The 18,494-nt window shown below is 41.5% G+C and carries 24 protein-coding genes; 16 read left to right on the top strand and 8 right to left on the bottom strand.

Going from position 1 to position 18,494, the window contains the following annotated elements; genetic code table 11:
- Nucleotides 1-73: 73 nt before the first annotated feature.
- Complete coding sequence (locus FPZ42_RS06270; protein ID WP_146269647.1) at nucleotides 74-268, top strand: cold-shock protein; 195 nt, start codon at nucleotides 74-76, stop codon at nucleotides 266-268.
- 70 nt (nucleotides 269-338) lie between these two features.
- Here FPZ42_RS06270 and FPZ42_RS06265 read toward each other — a convergent pair whose 3' ends face one another.
- A complete protein-coding gene (locus FPZ42_RS06265) occupies nucleotides 339-581 on the bottom strand; it encodes a hypothetical protein (RefSeq protein ID WP_146269646.1) in 243 nt (80 codons plus the stop codon).
- 148 nt (nucleotides 582-729) lie between these two features.
- On the opposite strand from FPZ42_RS06265, the gene FPZ42_RS06260 reads away from it, so the two are divergent.
- Nucleotides 730-1,095 (top strand): YtxH domain-containing protein, encoded by a 366-nt coding sequence (locus FPZ42_RS06260; RefSeq protein WP_146269645.1) that lies wholly within the window; start codon nucleotides 730-732, stop codon nucleotides 1,093-1,095.
- A gap of 58 nt (nucleotides 1,096-1,153) precedes the next feature.
- Here FPZ42_RS06260 and prmC read toward each other — a convergent pair whose 3' ends face one another.
- A complete protein-coding gene (gene prmC / locus FPZ42_RS06255) occupies nucleotides 1,154-2,026 on the bottom strand; it encodes a peptide chain release factor N(5)-glutamine methyltransferase (protein WP_186458696.1) in 873 nt (290 codons plus the stop codon).
- 33 nt (nucleotides 2,027-2,059) lie between these two features.
- Between prmC and ribD the strand changes: the two genes are divergently transcribed.
- The 7 genes from ribD (at nucleotide 2,060) to FPZ42_RS06220 (ending at nucleotide 8,276) form a co-directional block, all read left to right on the top strand.
- Nucleotides 2,060-3,109, top strand: coding sequence for a bifunctional diaminohydroxyphosphoribosylaminopyrimidine deaminase/5-amino-6-(5-phosphoribosylamino)uracil reductase RibD (gene ribD / locus FPZ42_RS06250; RefSeq protein WP_146269643.1), 1,050 nt, complete (start codon nucleotides 2,060-2,062; stop codon nucleotides 3,107-3,109).
- 11 nt (nucleotides 3,110-3,120) lie between these two features.
- The gene (locus tag FPZ42_RS06245) at nucleotides 3,121-3,999 is read left to right on the top strand and encodes a DMT family transporter (protein ID WP_146269642.1); all 879 of its coding nucleotides are present in this window, start codon (nucleotides 3,121-3,123) and stop codon (nucleotides 3,997-3,999) included.
- Nucleotides 4,000-4,614, top strand: a complete 615-nt coding sequence (locus tag FPZ42_RS06240) for an IMPACT family protein (RefSeq protein WP_146269641.1) — start codon at nucleotides 4,000-4,002, stop codon at nucleotides 4,612-4,614.
- Nucleotides 4,615-4,691: 77 nt separating this feature from the next.
- Nucleotides 4,692-6,041, top strand: coding sequence for a magnesium transporter (gene mgtE, locus FPZ42_RS06235; RefSeq protein ID WP_146269640.1), 1,350 nt, complete (start codon nucleotides 4,692-4,694; stop codon nucleotides 6,039-6,041).
- A 115-nt stretch (nucleotides 6,042-6,156) separates the two neighbouring features.
- The gene (gene bioB, locus FPZ42_RS06230; RefSeq protein WP_146269639.1) at nucleotides 6,157-7,173 is read left to right on the top strand and encodes a biotin synthase BioB; all 1,017 of its coding nucleotides are present in this window, start codon (nucleotides 6,157-6,159) and stop codon (nucleotides 7,171-7,173) included.
- A 183-nt stretch (nucleotides 7,174-7,356) separates the two neighbouring features.
- Complete coding sequence (locus tag FPZ42_RS06225; RefSeq protein WP_146269638.1) at nucleotides 7,357-7,914, top strand: DUF6624 domain-containing protein; 558 nt, start codon at nucleotides 7,357-7,359, stop codon at nucleotides 7,912-7,914.
- Between the two features lie 47 nt (nucleotides 7,915-7,961).
- Entirely contained in the window at nucleotides 7,962-8,276 is a 315-nt protein-coding gene (locus FPZ42_RS06220; RefSeq protein ID WP_146269637.1) for a ferritin family protein, read from the top strand.
- Nucleotides 8,277-8,278: 2 nt separating this feature from the next.
- On the opposite strand, the gene FPZ42_RS06215 is transcribed toward FPZ42_RS06220, so the two are convergent.
- Nucleotides 8,279-8,557: a UBP-type zinc finger domain-containing protein gene (locus FPZ42_RS06215; RefSeq protein WP_146269636.1), complete on the bottom strand. Its 279-nt coding sequence runs from the start codon at nucleotides 8,555-8,557 to the stop codon at nucleotides 8,279-8,281.
- Nucleotides 8,558-8,603: 46 nt separating this feature from the next.
- Complete coding sequence (locus FPZ42_RS06210; protein WP_146269635.1) at nucleotides 8,604-8,960, bottom strand: DUF3140 domain-containing protein; 357 nt, start codon at nucleotides 8,958-8,960, stop codon at nucleotides 8,604-8,606.
- 124 nt (nucleotides 8,961-9,084) lie between these two features.
- Between FPZ42_RS06210 and FPZ42_RS06205 the strand changes: the two genes are divergently transcribed.
- The 4 genes from FPZ42_RS06205 to FPZ42_RS06190 all read left to right on the top strand — a co-directional run bounded on the left by FPZ42_RS06205 (nucleotide 9,085) and on the right by FPZ42_RS06190 (nucleotide 13,448).
- A complete protein-coding gene (locus FPZ42_RS06205) occupies nucleotides 9,085-10,341 on the top strand; it encodes a putative DNA modification/repair radical SAM protein (protein ID WP_146269634.1) in 1,257 nt (418 codons plus the stop codon).
- The gene (locus FPZ42_RS06200) at nucleotides 10,341-11,099 is read left to right on the top strand and encodes a TIGR03915 family putative DNA repair protein (RefSeq protein ID WP_146269633.1); all 759 of its coding nucleotides are present in this window, start codon (nucleotides 10,341-10,343) and stop codon (nucleotides 11,097-11,099) included. Before FPZ42_RS06205 ends, FPZ42_RS06200 begins: the two co-directional genes overlap by 1 nt.
- Nucleotides 11,100-11,650: 551 nt before the next feature.
- Nucleotides 11,651-11,887: a hypothetical protein gene (locus FPZ42_RS06195; protein ID WP_146269632.1), complete on the top strand. Its 237-nt coding sequence runs from the start codon at nucleotides 11,651-11,653 to the stop codon at nucleotides 11,885-11,887.
- Nucleotides 11,888-12,098: 211 nt separating this feature from the next.
- On the top strand, nucleotides 12,099-13,448 hold the full coding sequence (locus tag FPZ42_RS06190; protein ID WP_146269631.1) for a PhoH family protein: 1,350 nt from the start codon (nucleotides 12,099-12,101) through the stop codon (nucleotides 13,446-13,448).
- Here the strand turns inward: FPZ42_RS06190 and FPZ42_RS06185 are convergent, their stop codons facing one another.
- On the bottom strand, nucleotides 13,449-13,772 hold the full coding sequence (locus FPZ42_RS06185) for a hypothetical protein (RefSeq protein ID WP_146269630.1): 324 nt from the start codon (nucleotides 13,770-13,772) through the stop codon (nucleotides 13,449-13,451).
- A 390-nt stretch (nucleotides 13,773-14,162) separates the two neighbouring features.
- On the opposite strand from FPZ42_RS06185, the gene FPZ42_RS06180 reads away from it, so the two are divergent.
- Both FPZ42_RS06180 and FPZ42_RS06175 read left to right on the top strand, forming a co-directional pair.
- Complete coding sequence (locus tag FPZ42_RS06180) at nucleotides 14,163-14,357, top strand: cold-shock protein (RefSeq protein ID WP_146269629.1); 195 nt, start codon at nucleotides 14,163-14,165, stop codon at nucleotides 14,355-14,357.
- A 104-nt stretch (nucleotides 14,358-14,461) separates the two neighbouring features.
- Nucleotides 14,462-14,638 (top strand): hypothetical protein, encoded by a 177-nt coding sequence (locus FPZ42_RS06175; RefSeq protein WP_261382237.1) that lies wholly within the window; start codon nucleotides 14,462-14,464, stop codon nucleotides 14,636-14,638.
- Nucleotides 14,639-14,640: 2 nt separating this feature from the next.
- Here FPZ42_RS06175 and FPZ42_RS06170 read toward each other — a convergent pair whose 3' ends face one another.
- Genes FPZ42_RS06170 through argB form a run of 3 tightly spaced genes read right to left on the bottom strand, consistent with a single transcriptional unit; the run spans nucleotide 14,641 to nucleotide 17,029 of the window.
- Nucleotides 14,641-15,405: a GDSL-type esterase/lipase family protein gene (locus FPZ42_RS06170; RefSeq protein ID WP_146269627.1), complete on the bottom strand. Its 765-nt coding sequence runs from the start codon at nucleotides 15,403-15,405 to the stop codon at nucleotides 14,641-14,643.
- 9 nt (nucleotides 15,406-15,414) lie between these two features.
- Nucleotides 15,415-16,230 carry a pyrroline-5-carboxylate reductase gene (proC, locus tag FPZ42_RS06165; RefSeq protein ID WP_146269626.1) on the bottom strand — a complete coding sequence of 272 codons (816 nt, stop codon included), beginning with the start codon at nucleotides 16,228-16,230 and terminating at the stop codon, nucleotides 15,415-15,417.
- 7 nt (nucleotides 16,231-16,237) lie between these two features.
- A complete protein-coding gene (argB, locus tag FPZ42_RS06160; RefSeq protein WP_146269625.1) occupies nucleotides 16,238-17,029 on the bottom strand; it encodes an acetylglutamate kinase in 792 nt (263 codons plus the stop codon).
- 163 nt (nucleotides 17,030-17,192) lie between these two features.
- Between argB and FPZ42_RS06155 the strand changes: the two genes are divergently transcribed.
- On the top strand, nucleotides 17,193-18,491 hold the full coding sequence (locus FPZ42_RS06155; RefSeq protein ID WP_146269624.1) for an NAD(P)/FAD-dependent oxidoreductase: 1,299 nt from the start codon (nucleotides 17,193-17,195) through the stop codon (nucleotides 18,489-18,491).
- Nucleotides 18,492-18,494 lie beyond the last annotated feature (3 nt).

Here is an 18,494-nt window from a genome sequence, read left to right as displayed (position 1 = left end):
TGATAAGCTATTACATGAAATAGTTGTAATCCCGATTATTATGCATACCTTGCGCACTTTAATAAATATTATAATGCAAAAACAAGGAACAGTTAAATTTTTCAACGAAACAAAAGGTTTTGGTTTTATCGTACCACAAGATGGTGGCCAAGAGATTTTTGTTCATTCAACAGGCCTTATCGACGAAATTCGTGAAAACGATAAAGTTGAATACGACGTTGAAAATGGTCGCAAAGGCTTAAATGCCGTTAACGTAAAAGTAGTTTAATTATATCATCATATAACTAAGATTACCAAAAGAACATCCGCTCCAAAAGGGCGGATGTTCTTGTTTTATATCAGTTGTTACCGCTTATCCAAAATGCTACTGATGATATAGCAATCAGTGCAAAAACAAGTGGAATTAACACGTCAAGTGTACGCCTTAGTATACGATGTGCAAGGTTCTCGCGCCGATCAAAATGACGTAAAAAGCGGTATTTTAATAAAAGCAAAATACCCGCTGCTATAAACACTACCAGGAAGAAGACCTTTCTAAAATGAAGGTCCTGCATATCCGCTATAAAATTGCTCCAATTCATTGCTTAAGGCAACAACCATTCTATTGATTTTGTGTGGACAGCAGTAAATGCAGACTTTATACAAGCGTTATTTTTGTAATTATTTAAACACAGCGGTATGGTATTTGTTAATTAAGTATAAAATCGTCTACAACAAAACGTAACAATTATGAAAGATCAAGCAAAAGTAATAGCAGCATTATTAGTTGGTGCTGCAGCGGGCGCCGCTTTAGGTTTATTATTGGCTCCAGAAAAAGGTGAGGATTTACGCGGCGACATTGCTGATTACGTAAACGACCTTGTAAATAAAGCTAAAGACAAAGCGCAACACACTGCCGAAAACGTTAAAGATTACAGCAGCAATGTTGTTGATAACGTTAAAAAAAAATTTAACGGTGTAGTGGGCGATGCAAAAGATGCCTATGAAGATGCTAAAGATAAAGCACAAAGCTATGCCGAAAACGGTTACGATGATGCAAAATCTAAAGTAAAAAGTACAGCGAATGATTGGAATAATTCAATCCAAAACGCCTGAAGATTTAATTAAATAAAATAGAGAAGCCCGGAATACCGGGCTTCTCTATTTTAGAGGGCTATGCTTTAATAGCTTTGATCATCCTGTCTCGGCCGCTCATATCTTGCCGAAGTTCAATCTTATCAAAACCTTTCGCAATTAACATCTCGCTGGTTTCTTTTCCGAAGGCTTCATTGATCTCAAAGAACAGCAGGCCATCTTTATCCAGTTGTGTATTAGCAAAATCGGCTATAGCGATATAAAATTTTAGAGGGTCTTCTTCCGGTACAAACAAGGCCGTGTGAGGTTCGAAATCAGTAACATTTGCATGCATCCTTAATTTGTCTGCCGGCGTAACGTACGGAGGATTGCTGACAATAATATCATAGCTGTTATTAATTGCCTGATAACTGTTTTTGTCCAAAATATCCACGTTATGGAAATCAACTTTTGCCTCGTTGATAATGGCGTTCCTTTCTGCTGTCCTTAAGGCCTCCGGCGAAATATCAATCGCGCTCACATAGGCGTTAGTAGTATTTTTACTCAAAGTAATAGCGATACAACCGGTGCCTGTGCCGATGTCCAAAATTCGCAAAGGTCTTTGATCTTGCACTTTTAACTTTTGACTTTCCAATATCCACGCAACCAATTCTTCCGTTTCCGGTCGGGGAATTAGCGTTGCAGCATTTACCAAAAATGGGAGTCCATAAAATTCAGTACTTCCCAAAATGTACTGAACAGGTCTGCCGGTTGAGAGCTCCTGCAATATTTGCGGTAATTTATCTGCTGTTTCCGACGGCAGTTCATCATCCTCAAATGCCTTTATTTTAGCACGAGACATGCCAGTGAGCTCCTGTAGTACCAGCATAACAATCGCCTCTGCTTCTTGAGGGCCGTAGAGATCATTCAGTTGTTTTTTGAAGGATAATACGGCATCCTTAATAGTTTTCATGCAACAAAGTAACATAAAAGCTACTTTTGCACAATGGCATCAGCAGAAATATACATGCAGCGTTGTTTAGAGCTGGCGGCATTAGGAGCAGGTTGCGTAAGCCCGAACCCGATGGTTGGCGCTGTGATCGTTCATAACGGCAGGATAATAGGTGAGGGCTGTCACCGTAAATACGGCGAAGCCCATGCCGAGGTAAACGCCATTAAGATGGTGACTGATCGTTATACCGATGCTGCGCAATTACTAAAAGAGGCCACGATTTATGTGTCACTTGAGCCCTGTGCACATTACGGTAAAACCCCGCCTTGTGCTGATCTGATCATTAAACATCAGATACCACGCGTGGTTGTTGGGTGCCGCGATCCTTTTTCGCAGGTAGATGGCAAGGGCATTGAAAAATTACTGGCTGCCGGTGTGGATGTAACTACCGGGGTTTTGGAACACGAATGCCGTTGGTTAAACCGGAGATTTTTTACACGGGTGCAAAAGCACCGCCCTTACATCATTCTTAAATGGGCGCAAACAGCCAACGGCTTTTTTGCCCCGGCGGATGGTTCACAATTTTGGATAACAGGCGCCGAAAGCCGTAAACTGGTTCATCAGTGGCGCGCGGAAGAAGATGCGATTTTAGTGGGCAAGAACACTGTTTTAGCGGATAACCCGCAATTGAATGTACGCTATGCTGAAGGCCGCTCGCCCAGGCGGGTGGTTATTGACCGGCAATTGCAACTTGATAAGACTTTTAATGTCTTTGATAAAACAGTAGAAACGCTTGTTTTCAATGCAGAAAAGTTTGATGTTGATGATAATATCAAATACATTCAGCTGGAAGATTTTGACAATTACGTACCACAATACATCATGTACCAGCTATATCTGCAGGATATACAGTCGGTTATTATAGAGGGTGGTGCAAAAACATCACAGCATTTTATCGATGCCGGGTTGTGGGATGAAGCAAGGATCTTCACCGGCCAGGCCACTTTACGTGCAGGGATACCAGCGCCACGTTTAAGCGGTAAAAATGAAGGTAGCCAAACAATTGGCAGTGATATTTTACAGATATTTACCAATCAACCTTAAAAGCTTATTTAATGTTATACGTTTTCCTAAGCGTTTGCTGCAGTGTAATTGTATCGGTGCTATTAAAAGTTGCACGGCGCTACAGCATTGACGTTTTTCAGGCCATAACCTGGAACTACGGGATGGCTATCCTGCTTACCTGGTTTTTCTTTAAACCTAATTTCGGCACTTTTGAAATAAAGCAAGCACCGGTTAGCGTATATATTGCCGTTGGCATTTTATTGCCGCTGATATTCTGGATAATGGCCAAATCAGTACGACTTGCCGGCATTGTTCGTACCGATGTTGCGCAACGGCTTTCGTTATTTATATCACTGTTTGCAGCTTTCCTGCTATTTGGTGATCAGTTTAACCTTGCAAGATTAGCTTGTTTTTCAGTAGGTTTTGCAGCAATATTGTGCTCTATTCCATGGCAAAAGCAAACGGCTAACCGCAAAGTTTTAAGTAATGCATGGATATACCTGATATGCGTTTTCATTGGCTTCGGTGCCATTGATATCCTGTTCAAGAAGGTAGCAGCTTCTACCGCTGTACCCTATACCACTTCTTTATTTTTCATATATGCATTGTCTTTTGTTATTGCGCTCATAAGCCTTGCAGTAAAAGTTATTTCAGGTAAAACACGTGTACATTGGGCGCACATTATGTTTGGGTTAATATTGGGTGTAGCCAATTTTGGTAACATTTTATTTTATTTAAAAGCGCATAAGGCCTTGTCAACAAGCCCCTCGCTTGTGTTTTCCGCAATGAATATTGGGGTAATTTCTGTTGGCGCCCTGGTGGGTTTGGTTGTATTCCATGAACGGCTCAGCAAGCTCAACAAGTTAGGTTTGGCACTTGCCATCATATCAATTATCATGATCACTACGGTGAATATTATGCACTGGTAAATGCTTTTTCAAGATACTTACAAAACAATTTCCGAACCTGTCGAAGCTATTTTTCGCGACAGGGGCAGCAAGTTTCTTGCTTACGCTTACCCGGTTAGCAGCGATAGCGATATTAAGCCCATAGTCGCAAAACTAAAGGCAGATCATCCAAAGGCAAATCATCATTGTTGGGCTATCAGGCTTGGGATAGATCGCTCTGTATTCCGCGTTAATGATGATGGCGAACCGTCCGGTACAGCAGGAAGACCGATTTTAAATACGCTGCTATCCAAAGATATTACCAATACACTGGTGGTCGTTGTGCGCTATTTTGGAGGTACGCTTTTGGGTGTGCCGGGCTTAATAAACGCCTATAAAACGGCAACGGAAATGGCACTTGCCGAAGCAAGTATTATTGAGAAAACCATTAACGATATTTACACCATAAGCTTTGATTATCCGCAAATGAATGATGTAATGCGCATCATTAAAGATGAACAGCTACAAGTTTTAGAGCAACGCTCGGAATTAAATTGCTCTATCCAATTCTCCGTTCGTAAAACACAAATAGAAGTTGTAATGAGTAAGCTCAACAAGCTTACCGGCGCTAAGATCAGATACGATTACAGCGGCTGATATTTTGCAAAATTCTTCCTGAAACTACACGCTTTGCAGGCTCATTTTTTGTATAAAAATGCCTAAATTGCCTGCATATGCAATCATTTGAGATAGATAAATCAGATCTGCTCCGCATCAAAACCGCGCTTGAGGGTGGTGATGCTGAATTAGAGTTGGTTCTGAAGGATTACCATGCCTCAGAGATCGCTATTTTATTTGAGCGACTGCCGCAGGAAGCCCGCGAACGCATCATCAACATCCTGCCTGCCGAAGAAGCATCAGAAGTTATTACCGAGATGGACGAAGAAAGCCATCCGGAAGACTTACTGGTAAATCTTGACCCCGAGAAGCGTACCGAAATTGTTGAGGAACTGGATTACCATGTGGCTACCGACATCATCAGCCAGATGGACGAGGAGGATCAGCAGGAAATTCTACAGGAGATCGATCAGGAAGATGCTATCAGCATTCGTGCACTGTTAAACTACGATGAAGATACTGCGGGTGGTTTGATGAATTCGCAGGTGATCTGCGTGAACATTAATTCCGATAAGAAAGATGCTTTAGACGAGATCATCCGCCAGTCTGAAGAGATGGAGGAGTTTTACACCATTTATGTGGTGAACGATGACAAGATATTGCAAGGTATTGTCTCCATCAAAGATATCATCAAGGCGCGTAGTGAGGTTAAGATCCGTGATATATACCAGCACGATCCGGTGTTTGTAAAAGCTGATCTTGACCAGGAAGAGGTTGCTAAATTGATATCTCAATATAATCTGACCAGTATCCCCGTTGTTGACGACCATATGAAACTGCTGGGCCGCATTATGGTTGATGACATTATCGACGTAATGGAGGAGGAGAACACCGAGGATATCTTGAAGATCTCCGGTGTATCTGAAGATGAGGAATTGAGCGGTAACTGGAAAGATGCAGTAAAGAGCCGTTTGCCCTGGCTCGTTATTAACCTGGGCACAGCATTTCTGGCTGCGGCGGTTATCAGGCAGTTTACGCACGTAGAAGAGGAGTTGCCCATTATAGTTGCTTACGTAACCATTATTGGTGGTATGGGCGGTAACGCTGCAACACAAGCCCTGGCGGTTACGGTAAGACGTATCTCATTAAGTGACCTTACAGACAGGCAGACTTATCGCACGGTGATTAAAGAGATTTCAGTGGGCTTGATCAACGGCATGGCCAATGGACTGATCGTATTGTTGTTTGCTTTGTTGTATGATAAAAACCCGATGCTCGGTTTGGTGCTTTTCCTGGCTATGACTGGTAATCTCATTGTGGCAGGTTTAACGGGTGCGGGCATTCCGCTCATATTAAAACGCCTGGGCATAGATCCGGCAGTGGCATCGTCCATCATCATTACTACTTTTACAGATTGTATAGGATTTCTGCTACCTCTATGGTTGGCGAGCAAACTTTTATTGTAGCTTGATTTTCAAATCAATATCATTAAAGTGATTTGCATTTGTTGAAATAGAAAATAATCTTTGAATATTTGCATTGTTAAGCCACGCTTTTATTACTGTTAACGTAATCACACATATGACTGAAGTAAGATACGACTGGACCCAGGAAGAGATCTCAAAAATATACCACTCACCTTTATTGGATTTAATTTACCGCGCAGCTACTATTCACCGCGAGAATAAAGACTATGCAGAAGTGCAGATCAGTTCGCTGATTTCTATAAAAACAGGCGGTTGTCCCGAGGATTGTGCTTATTGCCCGCAGGCAGCACGTTATAGTACCGGTGTTGATGTGCATGCCTTAATGCCTAAAGAAGAGGTCATAGCTGCTGCAAAGCGCGCTAAAGAAGGTGGTGCGTCAAGGTTATGTATGGGCGCTGCATGGCGCGAGGTACGCGATAACCGTGATTTTGACAAAGTGTTGGATATGGTTACAGCTGTAAACGAATTGGATATGGAAGTTTGCTGCACCCTGGGTATGCTTACCGAAAACCAGGCACAACGCCTGGCTGATGCCGGTTTATATGCTTACAACCACAACCTGGATACCTCTAAGGATGATTATAAACGTATTATTACTACCCGTACCTATGATGAGCGTTTAACCACACTTGAGCACGTTCGCAAAGCGAAAATATCTGTGTGCAGCGGTGGTATCATTGGTTTGGGTGAAACTACAGCTGATAGGATCTCGATGCTTAAAACGCTTTCAAATCTGCCTAAACACCCGGAATCAGTGCCTATTAACGCATTGGTACCTGTTAAAGGAACGCCACTGGCAGAGCAACCCCGCGTGTCTGTTTGGGATATGGTTAGGATGATCGCCACAACGCGTATCATAATGCCTAAAACAGTGGTGAGGTTATCAGCTGGTCGCACTGAAATGAGTACCGTTGAGCAGGCCTTATGCTTTATGGCGGGCGCTAATTCGATATTTGCAGGCGAGAAATTGCTGACTACACCAAATCCTACGTTTGACGAGGACATGTTCATGTTTGAACTATTAGGATTAAAACCCCGCCAGGCATTTAAGAATGGCCGCCCTAACGAGCCTAAAGAACTGCGTGAAATGAGCATTAACGAGGTGTTCTAATTTCCTAATGTAAAGTTCGGTTTGTAGTTTTACGTAAATCGTAAACCTGCTATGAACCGCAAAGTATTCTTCTTTATAGTTCTTACGCTGTGTTTTATTCAAGTTAAAGCACAGCGTAAGATTAATCTTTCCCTCAAACATCAGCTCGACAGCTTGTATGCACTTGATCAACATTATCGGGCAATGATGTCAGAGAAGTTGACTATCAAACAGATAGATTCCATAAAGAAGGCATTGAATCTTAGGGATGGAGATTTTTTTTCACAGATAAATAAAATATCTGATCATACCGATTCATCAAACACAAAAAGGGTAGAAGCCATTATAGCGCAATATGGTTACCCTGGAAAGTCGCTTGTAGGTGAACCAACTAACGAGGCTGCTTTTTTTGTTTTGCAGCATTCAACGGTAATAGACAAGTATCTTCCCATTGTAGAAAAGGCAGCACACGAAAAGGAATTGCCGTTCTATTTATATGCCATGATGAAAGATCGTTCCCTGATGTATAACAACAAAGAACAAATTTGGGGTACGCAGGTTAAGGGCATGCGCATGACTAACAAGCAAACCGGCAAGCCTGAGTTTAAAATGTTTGTGTGGCCTATACAAGATGCGGCTAATGTGAACGAACGTCGAAAAGCTGCAGGCTTCCCGCAAACTGTTGAGGAAAATGCTAAACGCCTTGGTGTTAGTTATAAACCGTACACGCTTGAGCAAGCGCTTAAAGGCGATGTAAATTAAAAAACAAAATCTCATAGCATTGCTTTTATACTAAAAATATAAACGCCATGGGATTTGACCAATATCACGAACCTCCAGAAGAACTTTCTGCAGAAACACGCACTTTCGCCCGCATGATCGTATCATTAGGCGAAGAGGCTGAAGCCATTAACTGGTACGAGCAACGTATATCTGTTGAAACAGATGAACAAGCCAAAGCCATTATGCAAAACGCCCAGCACGAAGAATTTAAGCATTTTGGTATGGACTTGGAATTTCTGCTACGTAAAAAACCTGTTTGGCGTAAAACACTCGAAGCCATTTTGTTTAAGCAAGGCGATATAGTGGAGCTTGGCGAAAAAGGCGAGGAAGCTTCAGAATAAAATCAATATTCTGCAAATTGTTCATCCGGATAGCACCAAAGCCAACGTTCACCGGGTTGCGCAGAGGCAATAACAGGGTGACTGCTGGCATTGTAATGCTTGGTCATATGTTGTTCCGGCGATTGATCGCAGCAGAGTGTAACCCCGCAAGTTTGACAGGTACGTAAATGAAACCAGGTAGTACCTTGTTTTATGCATTCTACGCAAACGTGTTCGTCGCTTAATTTTATTTCGCTGATAGCTTGCAGGTGCTGGCAAAAGCCGGGATCTAAATCGGGCATATAGATAATGTTTGCCTAAATATAGTAAAGCTCAAAATATTGAGCTCTACTTTTTAGAAAAATCATGGCCCCAGTTCTTCAAAGAATAATCCCAATTAGAATCTTTTGCATCCTTTGGTTTTTGAGCTAAATGGCGGGAAATATAACCGTGCACCTTGGCCATGTGTTTATAATCGGTCGCCGTTAGCTCACTTTTCTTTTTGTGCAGTATATCTATTATCCTTTCACCGGATTTATGACCAACTGATTCGCCGTCGCCGCTGTCCCATCCAACCTTTTTTGACTCATCGGTTTTTAGCCACTTTTCGAGGGCCGAGGCGCTCATGTTAACAGCATTCTTAAATTCTTTGTAGATATTTTCCTTTTCCGCTTTTTGCTTATCTTCTTTTTCTGCAGTTTTCATAGTAGTACATTTTATTAAAAGCGTAACCAACATCATACCATCAGTAACGCTATACTCCTAAAAAGATTAATAATATTTCTTTTTAATTTAATAATGCTAAAAATATTAGTATTTTTGATTTGATATGGATGCAGACAGGATAACCGAAAAACTGAATATTTTAGCTGATGCAGCTAAGTATGATGTGTCGTGCTCAAGCAGTGGCAGCAAGCGTAAAAACGAAAATAAGGGCCTTGGCAATGCCAGTAACGGTATTTGCCATTCCTACACGGAGGATGGCCGTTGCGTCTCGCTATTGAAAATCCTGCTCACTAATCATTGCATTTTTGATTGTGCGTATTGCGTTTCTCGGAAGAGTAACGATATAAAACGTGCTGCCTTTACCGTACAGGAAGTGGTAGACCTTACCATTAATTTTTATAGGCGTAATTACATAGAAGGTTTATTTCTAAGTTCAGGTATTTTTAAAGATGCCGATTTTACCATGGAGCGTTTGGTGCGCGTGGCGAAGAAACTAAGGTTGGAGCATAATTTTCATGGTTATATCCATCTTAAGTCTATACCTGGTGCCAGTGACGAACTGATGAACGAGGCGGGGCTTTATGCCGACAGATTAAGCGTTAATTTAGAGATGCCTACAGAGGCTGGTTTAAAGTTACTGGCACCCGATAAGAGTCATCAGGAAATGATAAAGCCGATGGGCTATCTTAAAAACGCCATAATTAAACATACCGAAGAGAAAAAGCTGTTTAAGAAAGCGCCAATATTTGCGCCTGCCGGGCAAAGCACTCAAGTAATTATTGGTGCAACGCCTGAAAATGACAACCAGATACTGCACTCTGCTAATTATTTTTATAAGAACTTTAAGCTAAAACGAGTTTACTATTCCGGTTATGTGCCTGTATTGGAAGATAGCCGATTACCTGCACTTAATACCAGCGTACCCATGGTACGCGAGAACAGGCTTTACCAGGCCGATTGGCTGATGCGCAATTATGGCTTCCATGTAAGCGAAATTGTTAATAATCATCAGCCACACCTTGATCTTGATATCGATCCTAAATTAAGTTGGGCTATCAGGAATATGCAAGAATTTCCGATAGATGTTAATCGCGCTGACCTCAAAATAATATTGCGTGTACCGGGCATTGGCGTATTATCTGCTCAGAAGATAGTGAGTGCGCGCAAGTTCGGAAAACTTAATTGGGAACATTTGAAAAGAATGGGCGTAAGTGTTAATCGGGCTAAATATTTTATTACTTGTCAAAGTAAGGAGTTTGAGCGCCGGGACTTAACAGGTAACGCCATCAAGCAATTTATTTTGGCTACATCGCATAGCAAATACATCAAAAATGTTCACACCCAGCTTAACCTATTTTAATGACCACGCTTATTTACGACGGTACTTTTGAAGGATTGTTAACAGCAGTTTTTGATGTTTATGCACATAAACTGGATGTAGTTAAATTGCATCAGGGTGAGTGGTTAGAGGGGGCACTATTTGACGAAAAGATGCAGGTTATTACTGACGAAACCCGCGCAGGCCGTGTGTTAAAAGCCCTAAAGCTTAAATTATCAACCCTTGGAGTTCAACGTTTATATGCGGCGCATTTAGCTGAAATCCCCGGGGAGGATAATAATTTGCTTGGCTTTATTCGTTACGCTATTGATACCGATGAGAATATAGAAGAGGATTACGGAAACAGATATGTGATGCGGGTTTCAGAAATGGTGCGTATGGTAAGGCGCGAGAAACACCGTATGGAAGCCTTTATTCGTTTTCAAAAACTGCGTGACGGATCTTTCTACGCTGCTATCGAGCCGGATTTTAACGTGTTGCCATTATTGATCAAACATTTTAGAAGTCGGTACGCTGATATGAAATGGATGATCTACGACCTTCGGCGCAAGTACGGTATTTATTATGATCTGCACGACACGCAATTTATTACGCTCGATTTTGCTGAGAACAGTCGTCAGGCTGATATAGTTGCCGCTTATACCGAAGATGAAGGTATGTATCAAAATCTTTGGAAAAATTATTTTAAGAGTGTTAATATCACTTCACGCAAAAACACCAAACTGCATGTGAGGCATATCCCCAAACGATACTGGAAACATCTTACGGAGAAAATATAGTTACTGAAAATTGGAAATGCTTTCTTACGCCTCATTGCAAGGAACAAAGCAACCTCCCTTGAGGACATGCAGCTTTGTACGGATCGAAAACTTCGTCTTTCTTTGCAATTGCTAATTTAATTGCTCGTTCAAAGTGACAAATTCAGGCGTAATGTTAATAACCGTAAGTGTTAACAAACCAATCAAAACTCCTACTTTACCTTAAAAGCCCTGTTGATAACCATTATATAAATGTTAATAAAGTGTTTAAATAAAATACTTGACATGGGTATCAAAAAGTTCCGATATTGTAAATATCAAGAACGACGTACTTTGACAGCCTCACAGGATAACACAAACTGAATCGGGTGAACTTTCGGGCGAACTAAAGATCAGGGACGTGCCTGAATTACGAAAAGGAGCAAAGAGCTACGGCACTTTACCTGGAAGGTAATTAGCGGGGTATTATCATATAGCCAAGCAATTCTACGGAAAAAATGGCTTAGATAATGATCGCAGCAGGAATCGGCGTTAGCGTAACAAAGAGAAATCGGTATTCACTACAGAAGAAGATGATCAGTGTTGCACGGAACGATGACAGGGTCGACTTCCCCTCGGGAGGAAAGGCAGATCAGCATCCGCAAACATTAAGGCTGCCAGGCTCGCAAGAGCAGGGACATAGCGAAGGTTTGGCAGGGTATGATAAAGCACCTCCGCAAGGTAACAGACAATGTGCATTGTATACGTACCAACAAAGTGATCCATCGGTATTCTCAAGGATAAAAGATAGATCAGCGTTCGCAGTATAACAACGAGGAGAGCGGGTCGGTTAAAGATCACACAAAACTTGATGCTTCATTGCGGCTATGGCCAACATGAGGAAAGGAAAAACGGAAGTCGTTTCGCAAGAGAGGCTTCCGTTTTCCATTTTATATACCTGTTGTTGTTACTGATTCCAATCAAACATTTAGCAGCACAACAATTAAACATCTCACAACTATTTCGTTATTTTAGCCTTCTATGAAGGAATCTACAGGAAAAACAGACGGAAAAAAGAAAATATTTGTGCTGGATACCTCGGTTATCCTGTACGACCATAACGCCTTCGAAAATTTCCAGGAACATGACGTTGCTATCCCTATCCAAGTGCTGGAAGAGCTGGACAACATGAAAACCGGAAACGACACGCGCAACTTTGAGGCGCGTAGTTTTATCCGCATCATGGATGATCTGGCTAAGAACCGTCTCATCAATCAATGGTTGCCGCTAAATGGTAAAAGTCATGGCCAGTTTAAAGTAGTTTTAGATACCAAAAATACCAGCGCCGATGCCGAACTGGTTTTCGGCTCGGATAAAACGGACCACCGCATACTTAATGCTGCCCTCGGCGTACAATTTGAACATCCCGACAGGAAAGTGATTTTGGTATCAAAAGATATTTGCTTGCGCCTCAAAGCAAAGGCGTTAAACTTGTTCGCAGAGGATTACGAAACAGGTAAGGTTAAAAACCTGGAAGAGTTGTATAGTGGTAAAACCACTCTCAATAAAATCACAGAGAAAGTTTTAAGTAAGCTTAACAAACAAGAATCTATTGGTGCAGAGGTCGTTAACATACCCGAAAATGCGGGTAATCATTTTATTATACTTAACGGTAAAAACGGCACCACAGCGGCGTTCTATAATTCGCAGAGTAAAACGGTCGAGAAAGTTAATGAGCAGCCTGTATTGAATATAGAGCCCCGTAACCTTGAACAGGCCTTTGCCATACATGCTTTGCTTCACCCGGATATTAAACTGGTTACCATACAGGGTAACGCAGGCACAGGCAAAACCTTGCTCGCCCTTGCCAGCGCTTTGGAGCAACGCAAAAACTACCGGCAAATATTTGTTACCCGCCCAACCATCCCGCTTAGCAACCGGGATATAGGTTTTTTACCGGGCGATGTATCTTCAAAGATAGACCCCTATATGGCACCGATATGGGACAATCTTAAATTTATAAAAGACCAGTTTGTAGAGGATGCCAAAATGCAGGCTAAATTGGATGAATTGGTCACTAATGATAAAATATCCATTACTCCGCTGGCCTTTATAAGAGGGCGTACGCTAAGTAAGATCTTCTTCATAGTAGATGAGGCTCAAAATCTTACACCGCATGAAGTTAAAACCATTATCTCAAGGGCAGGGGAGAACAGTAAATTTGTTTTTACGGGCGATATTTACCAGATAGATACCCCATACCTTGATGCCGAAAGTAACGGCCTGTCATATCTTATTGATAAAGCAAAGGGACATCCGCTTTACGCGCACATTACCCTGCAAAAAGGTGAACGCAGTGAACTTGCAAATCTTGCGAACGAACTTTTATAGTTAATTACGCGGGCGCTTGGGATTATAGGCAACCAAATACTGCAGTTCATCTAAATTGATGGTTTGTTTATTCGCTGCCTCTTCTTCCTGCGTAAGCGGCAGGTTTAGCTTGGTTTTTATAGAGTGTAATACCTGAAGCAGTATATCCGGCGAAATTTTTGCTACATTATTGGGATAAAAATCACGCTGGATCCTGGTTTTGCCTACAGTACTTTGCATACTTAATTCCCAGTTCTCCTCTGGTTTAAAGCCGTGTTCTTTTGCAAGATTTGTCAGGTCATATACATACCTGCTGGTTTCAAATATTATATCTTTATCAGTCATGTTATTTCTTTTTAACAGGTATAACTGCGGACACTGAATTTTTTCCAGACTGATAATCAGACTGTTTTTTATTGACGTTAACAGATGGCGCTTTCTTGTTCTCTTTCGAACTTTTTTTCTCTTTACTCATTATATATAAGTTAAATTTTAAACGGCAGAAAATATTCAACCGCTTTGTTTTGCAGCGAAATGCAACTAAGGAGGTTTTTAAAGGTAGTCTTTATATATTGAAAATCAGCGCATTTTATTTTTAACAATTAACGCTTGCGGATAAGTTGTTACCATTCAGTAATATAGCTTCTGTAAATATTTAAAACAACGTTAAATAATTTTATTTTAAGTAAAAGGCGGATTTTATTGACTACATTGCGTACTTAATTAAAAATAATAATGCAAAAAGAAGGAACAGTAAAGTTTTTCAATGCCACTAAAGGTTTTGGATTCATTTCTCAGAGTGAAAGCAGAAGCGATGTTTTTGTACACTCGACTGGCCTCATTGACGAAATTCGTGAAAACGATAAAGTAACGTTTGATGTAGAAGAAGGCAAAAAAGGCCTTACCGCGGTAAATGTAAAAGTAATTTAAAAAATCACTATAAAATTTAATCGTAGCACCTGCCTAACCGGCAGGTGCTTTTTATTTCATTTAAACCCGATATATAAAATATGGCTAAATCACAAGCAACATTTATGAAGAAACAACTGGAAAAAAATCGCCAGAAAAAGAAAGAAGATAAAGCACAGCGCAAGCAAGAACGCAAAGAAAATGGTACTGGCGCAGATGATATAGCTTACGTTGATGAATTTGGTAACCTAACCTCTACACCACCCACTCAAAAACAAAAATCTGCCGACGAAGATCAGTAGAACTAATTACCGATAACCTTAGCCAAAGCCTTTCCCCAGTTTTGGCCTAATATTTTTGCACCCTCTTTATTGGGATGCAGGTAAAATACACCCTGATGGCCTTGTTCGGGTATAAAAAGGTGTAGATAGTCCTTTTTAAAATCAGCAAAGCCATTTGTGTAACCCAAATATACATGGTTGGGGTTGGCTGTGTTGTAATGCTTTACTAAAGCATCTACCTGAGGATAGTAAAGCTGCAAACGATCCAAACCCTCCTGCAAATACATCGCACCGTTATAGGTGTTGGGGCTGAAATAAATAGGGGAGTTGAAAACTATTTTGCTATTGGGGTAACGTTTTAAAATACTATCAGCAATTGTGCTTAGGTTTTTGAGATATTGTTCAGGAGAGACCGGCGCTCCATAAGGGCCATTTATAGCGCTATCATTAGTGCCCAGCATAACTGAGAATATCAACTGTGCAGAGTTGTCTCTGTAATAAACATCGGCATCTTTCACCACCTTTTCAAAGTCAGGTTCACCGGGTAAAAAATTTTTAGTGGTGTATCCGCTCACTCCTCGGTTGGCCTGTATGAATTGAATTCCTTGAAATTTCTCTTTCAGGAAATTCAGCGCATAAACCGAAGGCTGCAACTCGGCATTATTTTGGCCGTAAGTGATGCTATCGCCGATAAATACGATATTAACTTTAGATGGTCGAGTTACCGTAAAAGCAAGTAATCCTAATGAAAACATTGCGATCGCGGCTCTTTTAAGATACGTTTTCATAACGGTGTTTTATTCGCTTTTGTAAAGCGCACCAGCTTTTTCGGCTGATGTCTTGATGCCCTTAATTAGTGCCGAACTGAATCCGTTGTGTTCCATCTCGTTTAGTCCGGCTATGGTGCAACCCTTAGGAGAGGTAACCTTGTCTATTTCCTGCTCGGGATGCGATGCCAGTTGCAGCAGCAGATCTGCAGCACCTTTTGCCGTTTGTGCAGCCATTTTAAGCGCATCATGTGCATGAAAACCAATTTCGGTGCCGCCTTGCGATGCCGCACGTATAGAACGCAGGAAAAAGGCAATACCGCAAGCACATAAGGCCGTTGCTGAAGTCATCAACTCCTCGTTTATCTGTATGCTTACACCTACAGTATCGAAAAGTGATTTTACCAAACTGATATTCTCTGCAGAAGCCGTGTCTGTAGCAATACAGGTCATGCTATGGCCAATGGCTATAGCGGTATTGGGCATAGCGCGTATCACCTCAACATCAAGCCCAAGTTGATTGCGGATATCCTGGCAGCTTACCCCGGATACCACAGAGATGAGCAAATGCTTACCATAAGTAACAGCCGGTTTTATCTCATCAAGCAACTTATTTAGTTGTTGCGGCAATATGGCCAGGACAACAATATTAGCTTTGGTAACGGCTTCAGCATTATTGGCTGTAACTTTGTAACCTTCTATAGCAAGATGATCTAAAGCCGCAACGTTGCGGCGCGTTAGCGTAATTTGCGACGGCGCAAAAATGCCCGCCTTTACCAACCCCTTGGCTAAAGCCAAACCAATATTACCGCTGCCTAAAATGGCTATGTGTTGTTTTGTTTCCATGTGTGTTTTATTCGCTTAAACGTGTACCAAAGGCATGTTTGCCTTTCAATTGCCCCAGGTCGTCAGAATGGCCGATGACTACAGCTTTTACTCCGCAAGATATGGCTGCAAATGCATTATCCAGCTTAGGGATCATGCCGCTATGTATCACCTGTTCTTGTTTAAGTTTATGATAACGTTCGGGATTAATCTCCCTGATCAATGATTCATCGTCGTTAACATCGTGTAATACGCCTTTTTTTTCAAAACAATAAATAAGCGTGGTTTCATACTTATCTGATAGCGCCACTGCCAGCGCTGAGGCAATAGTATCTGCATTTGTATTAAGCAATTGGCCTTCGCCATCATGCGTTAAGGCACAAAAAACAGGGGTAAAGCCTCCATCAAGCAATTTGGCGATATTTTCAGCATTAACAGATTCTTCTTTAAGATCGCCCACAAAACCATAATCAATGGTTTTTACCGGGCGCTTTTGTGCGTGTATCAGGTTACCGTCTGCACCCGTGAGGCCAATAGCATTATTGCCGTATCGCTGCAATTGGGCTACAATGTTTTTGTTGATCAAACCGCCGTAAACCATGGTTACAATGCGCAAGGTATCAATATCAGTTATGCGGCGGCCATCAATCATTTTAGCTTCAATACCCATACTTTCAGAGATCTGGGTAGCAACTTTGCCGCCACCATGTATCAATATCTTATGGCCATCAAGTGCGGTAAAATCCTTTAGAAACCTGTGCAGGTTTTCAGAATTATCAATTACGTTACCACCAATTTTAATTACATGAAGCGCTTGCATATTATTTACTATATGAGTTCGGTAGCAATAATAGCTATTTTATGGTTGTAAGAATAATTTACTTGCTATTGTAAAAATACCTTCATTTAAAACACATAAGTGGTTATCATGTTAGCAATATTCATCAGGGTTTGTAGCTTAGATGCACAAGGCCATTGTTGCTATGAATAAACAGGAAAACAAACAACCACGAGTTATAATTATAGGCGGAGGATTTGGCGGGGTACAGTTAGCAAAAAAATTAAAAGATGCACCGGTAGATGTGCTGCTCTTAGATAAACATAATTATCACACCTTTCAACCGCTTTTATACCAGGTGGCCACAGGTGCAATTGAGGCCGATTCTATAGGTTTTCCAATCAGGCGGATTTTCAGCAGGCAAAAGAACTTTACTTTTCATTTGGCCAGCGTTGACAATATCGATACCAAAACCAATACAGTAGAAACCGATGCCGGTAATTACACTTATGATTACCTGGTAATAGCTACGGGGGCTAACACTAATTTCTTTGGCAACCAGGAACTTGAGCATTATGCCATGCCCATGAAAAATATTGCGGAAGCTTTAAACATTCGCAGTTTGATGTTGCAAAACCTTGAAAAGGCACTGGTGACTTCAGATAAAGCGGAACGTGATGCCTTGCTTACTTTCGTAATAGTTGGCGGAGGGCCAACCGGGGTGGAGCTTGCCGGGGCGATATCAGAACTGCGAAAATACATTCTTTGTAAAGACTATCCCGGCTTGTGCAATGCTGATATGAAGGTTTATTTGGTAGAGGGCAAGCCAGAATTGTTAGCCGCTATGTCATCAGAAGCTTCATTGAAGGCAAAGCAATTTTTAAAAGAGATGGATGTGAGCATACATACCGGTGTTCACGTATCAAGTTACAACGGGTCCATTTTAAAAATAGATGACGGTACGGTTATTCAAACGCGCAACGTGTTGTGGGCTGCTGGCGTAAAAGGCGAAGTACCCAACGGTATGCCCGAAGAAACAGTTGCAAAAGGTGGCAGGTTGATCACCGACGACATTAACCGCATAAAAGGCTACAGCAATATTTTTGCGATAGGTGATGTATCATTTGTACAAACTGATGCTAATCCGGCTGGCTACCCCGGGGTAGCGCAGGTGGCCCTGCAGCAGGGTAAGCATTTGGCAAAAAACCTCCGGAACATTATCGAGGGTAAACCGACAACGCCATTTGCATATCACGATCTGGGTACCATGGCCACCATTGGCCGTAATAAAGCGGTAGCCGACCTTAAGAAATTTAAGTTTCAGGGCTTTTTTGCATGGTTGTTGTGGATGTTTGTACACTTGTTATCGTTAGCCGGATTTAGCAATAAAGCGATTGTTTTCTTAAATTGGGCTATAAACTATCTAACCCGCAACAGTGATAACAGGTTAGTGATCCGATACTTTAAAACCGATACCATGACCGTGGATCCCGTCCCTCGTTAGGAT

This window comes from Mucilaginibacter achroorhodeus (genome assembly GCF_007846095.1).
In the GTDB taxonomy this organism is placed as follows: Bacteria; Bacteroidota; Bacteroidia; order Sphingobacteriales; family Sphingobacteriaceae; genus Mucilaginibacter; species Mucilaginibacter achroorhodeus.
This window is presented reverse-complemented; position numbering and strand designations above follow the sequence as displayed.